Source organism: Agarivorans sp. (assembly GCF_050295395.1).
Lineage (GTDB): Bacteria > Pseudomonadota > Gammaproteobacteria > Enterobacterales > Celerinatantimonadaceae > Agarivorans.
Window position 1 is genome coordinate 1 of sequence record NZ_JBNKPP010000120.1, and the last position, 7,554, is coordinate 7,554.

The following is a 7,554-nucleotide window of genomic DNA, read 5'->3' on the forward strand; positions in this document are numbered from 1 at the left end:
ATGTGCGTGAAGTACTATTGGTAATGACTTACGCCGTGGTGGTGTTTTCTATTTTAGTGCAGGGGTCAAGCATTGTGCCTTTGATCAATAAAGCCAAAGAGTATGAGTGTAAAAGAAAAACGGCTGCTTAGCTTTGTTGTCGATTTCCAGTTTAATAAAAATGGTCTTAGCGGCCATTTTTATTAAGTTTAAGTTGCTTTAGTGAAGTGGCTTAGTGAGTAGGTAGGGGGCATCGCTGCTTACTAGCACGCCGTGGCGAAGAAAGTTTTTACCAAGGATCATGCTGTAATTAAAGTTAGCGCGATTTTGTAAATTCACGCGAATTCGTTTACTCAATTCGCCTAATTTTGCCTGCATCTCCACCACTGGCCGAGAGTCGGCAGTTTCGCCCACTCTGGCTTTAATGACCATGCGCCCCACCACCTCGCGAGTAAATTGCTGTTCTACACCCGCCTTATTACGGTAGGTAAATTTTACCCAAGGCTTACCCTGTTTATCGAAGTATTCGATGTCTTCGGCATGCATGGAGCTGAGATCGGCGCCAGTATCCAACTTAACCGCAATGGCTATACCTTCGACTTGCGCCTGTTCCACGTAACCGGCTTTGATCGGTGGTGTTTTATTAAAGATGTTCTCAGTGCGGGTATTAATCAGCAGGGGGCCGTCGACAAAACGCTCACCTATCAGTAGCGTTTCGGGTTTATCGGCTGTGGTTTGCTCTAGGGCGATATCGGCCTGTAGTGTTCGTTCACCTAGTTTTAAAATTGGGGATATAATTGGCCGAGTTTGCTCTCCAACAGTAATGTTGCGTTGAATATCTTGTTCAAATACAAAGGTTTTGCCTTGCTTGTCGGTGGCGCTAAAGGCCGCAATCGACTTAGCATGACCACTGCGCTCTAGGGTTTTTAGGCGTTTTACTCGCATTAAGGACGTTTTTACCGCTAACGAAGGTGTCGCAGAAAAATCCACACCCTCTAGCTTAATCTCTTCATTGGGGCTCATCATTAAGGCCTTGGGATGGTAATCAATGGCTTTGCTCAGCCCTTGCTCGCTGAGATAGTTGGCACTTAAGTCAATCATGAAATGCTGGTTTAAGGCTTCAGTGCCTAAGCGCAATTGGCTAGAAAACGCCGAGCGGTCGCGTAATACCAACTCAATTGACTTGCTGGTTTGGCCGAAATCAAGTGTTAGATTCACTACTGGTTGTTGATTTTCACCAATCTTGAGCATTCTTAGTAGTGGTGCGCTTAGCCGTTGCCGCTGTTGGGGAGTGATAACATCAAAGCTGACTTGTTGTCGTTTTAGGTCTACCTCTATATTGCGAGCGTCTAAGCTGCTGCGCCGATAGTAAAAAGAGAAACTTACCGCCAATGCCTGCTTGCCTAAATAGGCGGTTTCTTTGCTGCCCAGTACGCTGGCTTGTGCTTCTTGTTGCAAGTAGTTGTAGCTCGAATCAACCCAGGCATGGTTTTTTAAGAAGGTTTTGCCAATTAAAATTGGGTAAGAGAAGGTGCTTCGGTCGGTTAGGTTAACGGCAGTAGTCACCTTCAACTCACCGGAAGAGAGCAGTAGTTCTACCACTGGTCGATATAAAATGCCGTGTTCGCCCCGGCCTTGGATGCCGCTTATTCTCGCTAGAGGGCGTTGTACCGGAATAAGTTTGCCAGTTTGCGGGTGGACTAAATCAAAGCTTACGCTGGCTTGAATATTTCGCTCTGGGGTATCAAAACTGTCTAACCACCACTCCGTACTCGGATCGCCAAAGTGCTCGGCGATGGCCTTGAGTAGGGCTTCATCGTGTAAGTGTTTTAGTTGTGGATGCTGACTTTGCACGTGAATATTTAAGGCATGTATTGAGGTGGTATCGGCGCCAGTATCTATCTTGGCTGGCACCGCTACGCCGTGTAATTGAGCGATGTTGGCATAATAAATATTCTCAATACGGCCCATAACCTGTTTATTGTCGAGTTGATAATAGGCGCCATTGGCATAAAAAGGGCTTTGCTGTAGGGGGGCGGCTACGCTGGGCGACAGCGCACTGAACAAACACAGTAATGAAATGAGGGTGCGATTAAAAAAGCTCATCATCTATCTTATGGTTATGGTCAAGATTAATAGTTTACATCATTTTCATTGGTTACTGCTTCGAACCGGACCAAAAGTTCTGCTTAACTGAATTTCAACTAGTTGATTATCAGCCATTTTAGTGTTCAAGCTGGACAATAAAGAGGCTAAGCTTAGCTGTTCTCAATTGTTGTTTATTTAGGCAAACTGCGAGCTTGCTTCCGCTTTATTGGGTGAATAAAAGTAATAATATGATTCTCTTAACTGTTTTAGTTGCTGTTGATTGCTTAGCCAATTTGCCCTCGTTATAGTTCGTTGCGTCGGTAATAGAGGCTTGGTGTAAGCGAGCTCGATTGGAAAGAGTCATGAATGCTGAAAGTATAGAAAATTTAGTTCGTCAGATGTTAACTGAGGGCGTTCGGCTTGAACCGTCTTTGGTTAGCGCGTTTTTTATCGAGCATGGCGAAGAGCCTCCCACCGAAGAGCAGCTTAACCAGGCCATTGCCTTAGCTCAGAAAATGCTGCATAAAAGCTATCAGCAGCACTGGGCCATTGCTCAGCTCCCAAACGGTTTTGCTGCCTCTTTAAACGATTGGTTTGTTCAGTTAGAACAGTCGACTGAAGCGCGAATCAAACGTATTTGTGAGCAAAAACAGCAGGCTTGGGAGGCCCAGCGCGAGCAACTGATGGCCGAACATCAGCTGCAATTGAAGGACGCCAATCAACAGCGAATACAAGCCCAACAAGAAGTTGAACAGCAAGCTGTGAAACTACAGCACGCCGCCGCTAAAACCGGTGAGTTATTTAGTGAAATCGATAAACTTAAGCAAGCTCAGCTACAAGTTCAGCAAGCCTTTGAGCAAAGTCAGACCGACGTACAGAACAGCCAACAACAGTGCCAGCAGTTAGAGCAACAAAAACAACGCTTAAGTGAACAATTAGCTGCTGTACAAGATGAGCTAAAGGCTTATCAGCAAAACGGGGAAAATGCCAAACAGCAACAGTCTGAATTAGAGCAAAGCTTGCGTCGCCAGTTACAAGAAATGACTACAGCAAAAGAGCAAGAAGCCGCTTTAACCCGCCAGCTTAGTGACGAGCAATGCGAACTGAATGAGCGCATGACGGTACTGGTTAAAACCAAACAGCAGCTGGAAGCTAAAGCCGCCCAGTTGCGCGAGCAACACCAACAGCAATGCACTGAACAGCAAGCGCTAGCTCAGCAAATCGAGTCTTTGCATGAACAGTTAGAGCAGAGCCAACAAGCGCTGCACCAGCAAGCTGAACATGCGCAAACCTTAACCGCAGCAGCTGAGCGAGAAGCCGAGCTAGCGGAGCAACTTCACAGCTTAGAGCAGCGTGGTACAGATGATGCAAAAACTATCGAGCTCTTACGTCAACAACTGCAGCAACTAACTCAGCAGGTCGCTACCTTACAGGGCGATAAACAGGCTTTGGATACGGTGAACCGAAGCGCCGAAGCGCAGCTTGAAACAGTATTACCTGAACTAGAAAAATCCCAGCGGCAACAAGCCGAGCTAGCTAAACGACTAGAGAGTGTAGAGTCTAAATACTTTGATGCTACCAGCGAGTTGGCTCAAGTGAAGAAACAATTAGTCGCGGCCAATTCGCAAATTGATTTAACCAGTGCCATGGCCGATTCTGATAGCCGAGTTATGGCTAAAGAGCGCCAGCTAAATGAAATAAAGCAGCAGCTTAGTAACTTAGAAGCGCAGCTTCATAAAGAGCAACAGGGTCATAGTTTAACTAAACAAGCCTTAAGCCAGCTAGATGAGCAAATATTGGATGCGCAAATTGGCACCGGTAACATGCAAAGCCAAATAAAAGAACTACAAACCCAGCTCAAATTGACGGAACAAAACAACCAGCAATTACGTCGAGAGATAGCAGAAGCGCATCAAGACATTAGCAACTTAAGTCAAAATAACGTTAGTTTAAGCGCCAAATTAGAGCGTATTTTAAGCACTAAATCTAAAGATTTGGTTTAAAGTCATTCGGCAATGGCTGGGTTACTTATCTATCCTCACTGAACAGTTAGCTTGCTTTAATAACTCGGTAAATTAGCTAATCGATCAGTGTGGCTAGAAATTTATACTAGGGAGCTTAGGCTCCCACGGCGAGGCAGGCTTCTACAATATGAGGAATATCTTGTTGGGCCATGCCGGCGATGTTGATTCGACCGCCGCCTACCACATAAATGGCGTGTTGCTCGCGCAGTTGCTCGGTTTGTTGTTGGCTGAAGCCGGTTAATGAAAACATGCCTTGATGTTGACTTAAGTAGTTGAAACGTTCGCTAGATGATTGCTTAGTAAACTCTTCAACCAAGGCTTGGCGAAGGCTGCGCATGCGTTGGCTCATTTGGTTTAACTCGTTTTGCCAAAGCTGCGTTAGTTGCGGATTACCTAAAATTTCGGCCACGATGGCCGCGCCCCAGTTAGGCGGCATGGTATAGCTACGACGCGCCAATTCAAACAACTTGGCACGGGCATTATTAGCCTGCTCTAGCGTTTCGCCTAGTACGATGGCCGCGCCACAGCGTTCGCGATATAAACCGAAACTTTTAGAATTAGAGCACGACACTAATAGTTCTGGCAGATGCTCTGCCATGTAGCGAAGCCCTGCTATGTCTTCATCAATACCTTGACCAAAACCTTGGTAAGCCAAATCAACAAAGGGTAAGAAGCCGTTTTTTAGCGCGAGTTCGGTAATTTGTTGCCACGCCTCTAGAGAAATATCGGCACCGGTTGGGTTATGGCAGCAGCCGTGTAATAGCACAACATCATCGGGCCCTAGTTTGGCGATTTGCTCTAACATGGCCGCTTCATCAACTTGCTTGGTCGCGGGGTCGAAATAGGGGTAAAAATCAACGCTTAAACCCGCCGCTTGCATAATTGGTTGATGGTTCACATAGCTAGGGGTAGACAACCATACCTTGGCCTGAGGCTTGGCGCTGGCGATTAAATCGGCTAGCAGGCGCAGTGCGCCACTGGCACCGGGCGTTTGCATGGCAATGGCGCGCGAGTAGCCAGCGGTGTTGCTGAGTAATAAGTCTAGCATGGCTTGGTTAAATTCGGCGTTGCCCGCTAGGCCAATATAGGCTTGGGTGGTTTGTGAGGCTAATAAATTCTGCTGTGCCTGAGTCACAGCTTGCATTACTGGCGTTTGCCCTTGTTCATTGCGATAGACGCCCACGCCCAAATCAATTTTGTGTTCTCGAGGATCGGCATTAAACAGCATGCCTATGGATAAAATAGGGTCATCTTTAGCAGGAGGGAGATTGGCAAACATGGGTATTCCTTCAATTTAAGCTTTAGGCAATTTGGTGCTGTTAACAGCCATTGCAACCGTGTTGTTATCATACCGATAATTGCTGACAGGTCGAGGGTTTAGCGAGCTGGTGAATGAAACAAATGGGCTTATTTTGTTTAAATAAAGTCAGGGCGTGCCATGGGCGAAGTCTGCACCTGGTCAAAGGTGCAGAATTTGGCTTAGCCACGGCATTAGTCGCTCGCCTAAGCCAACTAACGGGTGCTATTGTTTTCCTTTGGCCGCAGGCAAGCAACCGGCGAGTACATTCGCTAAATGCATCGGCTGGCGACCACTCAGTTGGCTAATTTGATAGGCGCAGGCAAAGCCATTGCTGACAATTTCTGCGTTTGGCTGGGCACGTAAACTGGGCATTAAGCCTTGTTCGGCCATGGCGCGAGCTTGCTCTACATGCTCAGACTCCAAACCAAAGGTACCGGCCATGCCGCAGCAACTGGACTCAATAAACTTGAATTCGAGCTCTGGCACTAAGCGCAGTACTCGGCGCATCGACTTCATCGCGCCCACGGCTTTTTGATGGCAATGACCATGGATTAGCAGTGGCTGTTTGAACGGCCCGGGGCGCAGGTCTAAGTGGAAGTCGCTCTTTTGGCTTTCGCGGGCTAAAAACTCTTCAAATAATAGCGCCTGCTGGGCGGTTTTTTCGGCTGCTTCACCCAAGCCTAAGCTGAGGTATTCATCCCGTAGCATCAGCAGGGCTGAGGGCTCTAAGCCGATGATTGGCCGCTTAAAGTGAACATGTACCGCTAGCACCGTGAGGAGTTGTTGTGCTTGCTGGCGGGCGGGCTCGATCAATCCTTTAGAAAACAAGCTTCTGCCACTGTCTAATATTTTGTCGGGCCGTGACTGTGGATGAATTACCCATACGCTATAACCAGCACTGCGCAGTACGTGTAAGGCATCGTTGGCATGCTGCGGTTTAAACAGCGCAGTGAAAGGGTCAACCCACAATACCACCGACTGCGGCGGTTGCGGCTGGGCATAACGATAGGGTGCGTAAACTTGGCGTTTAGGGGCGAAGGCTTTTTTTGCTGGTACAGGTAGCTTGAGTTGAGCACTGATACCTAGGTAGTTATCCACCAAGCGAGCTAGCAACGGCCAGTGATTGCGTAAGGCTATTAGTTTTCCAAGCCAAGCAAAGCGGTAGAGCAAGTGTGGCAGCTGAGCCAGCAAGCGGTCGCGTTTGCTTATCGGCAGCTGTGCCAAGTACTCGGCTTTGATTTGGGCTATGTCGAGATTACTTTCGCACTCGCGTTTGCAGCCTTTACAAGCTACGCAGCTATCCATGCTGTTGTTTAAATCCTTGAGTAGCTGCGGGTCGGGCTTGGCTTGAGGATCGCGGTTAAGCCACTGTTTTAACAGTTTTACTCTCCCACCCGGAGATTGCAGTGGATCTTGGCTAATCCGAAAACTAGGGCACATTACGCCGCGCTGTTCACGCTCACAGTGGCCGCTATTAATGCACACCGCCACCGCCTTGGCAAAGTCGCCACCGTGTTTAGGTATGCCAGCATAGGCATCGCCCATGCCCTGTTCAGAATAAGCTGACCAATCTAGCTTGGTGTCCATTGCGCGTTTACCTCTTCGCCGCTACAAAGAGATCAGTGTTTCAAGAACCATGCCGTGACAGAGTGTGTTTAAGCTTTTGATTTATAATGATTAAGTATATGGTGTTAAAACAACTTTTATGACCAAAGCAGCACTTGTCGCAATTACAACAAAGCCACTGCGCTGGCTTTAAAAGTAATGATGATCTGAATAATCATATAACCAGTAGGGGCGGTAAATTACCATTAGGGTTATCGCCATGCCATTTAATAGCGCTTCGGGAAAGCCGAGTAGCGGGATAAGTAGCAGGTAATTTTGTTGAAGGTAATCCCAGCTATAGCCTTCGCACAGCGCCAACCACAGTGACCAAGCGGAAATATGCAGCACAATAGATAAAAACGCGTTAAAAAAGGCGGCGCAAAAGATATACACAAATAAATGATGCGGCAGGTGCTTGAAGATTAAGCTATAGCAAATAAAGCAGCAAAATAGCGGCAGGGCGATGGCGATTAAACCAAATACCGCAAAGTAAAACGGCTGCTTAAGAATGAAGGTAGCGAAAAACAGTACTGGCAGCATCGCTATTAAGGTCGCCAT

Annotated in this window: 5 protein-coding genes; 1 reads left to right on the top strand and 4 read right to left on the bottom strand. The window is 47.3% G+C overall.

The features are described 5' to 3' along the window. Positions 1-198 precede the first annotated feature (198 nt). Positions 199-2,085 carry a RimK/LysX family protein gene (locus ACQY6Q_RS07005; protein ID WP_427979519.1) on the bottom strand — a complete coding sequence of 629 codons (1,887 nt, stop codon included), beginning with the start codon at positions 2,083-2,085 and terminating at the stop codon, positions 199-201. A gap of 344 nt (positions 2,086-2,429) precedes the next feature. Between ACQY6Q_RS07005 and ACQY6Q_RS07010 the strand changes: the two genes are divergently transcribed. After that, the gene (locus tag ACQY6Q_RS07010; protein ID WP_427979522.1) at positions 2,430-4,070 is read left to right on the top strand and encodes a hypothetical protein; all 1,641 of its coding nucleotides are present in this window, start codon (positions 2,430-2,432) and stop codon (positions 4,068-4,070) included. Positions 4,071-4,185: 115 nt separating this feature from the next. On the opposite strand, the gene ACQY6Q_RS07015 is transcribed toward ACQY6Q_RS07010, so the two are convergent. The 3 genes from ACQY6Q_RS07015 to ACQY6Q_RS07025 form a co-directional block, all read right to left on the bottom strand. Continuing rightward, a complete protein-coding gene (locus ACQY6Q_RS07015) occupies positions 4,186-5,370 on the bottom strand; it encodes an aromatic amino acid transaminase (RefSeq protein WP_427979524.1) in 1,185 nt (394 codons plus the stop codon). 243 nt (positions 5,371-5,613) lie between these two features. After that, on the bottom strand, positions 5,614-6,978 hold the full coding sequence (locus tag ACQY6Q_RS07020) for a (Fe-S)-binding protein (RefSeq protein WP_427979526.1): 1,365 nt from the start codon (positions 6,976-6,978) through the stop codon (positions 5,614-5,616). 168 nt (positions 6,979-7,146) lie between these two features. Further along, the coding region (locus ACQY6Q_RS07025) for a hypothetical protein (RefSeq protein WP_427979528.1) at positions 7,147-7,554 on the bottom strand (408 nt) is incomplete at its 5' end.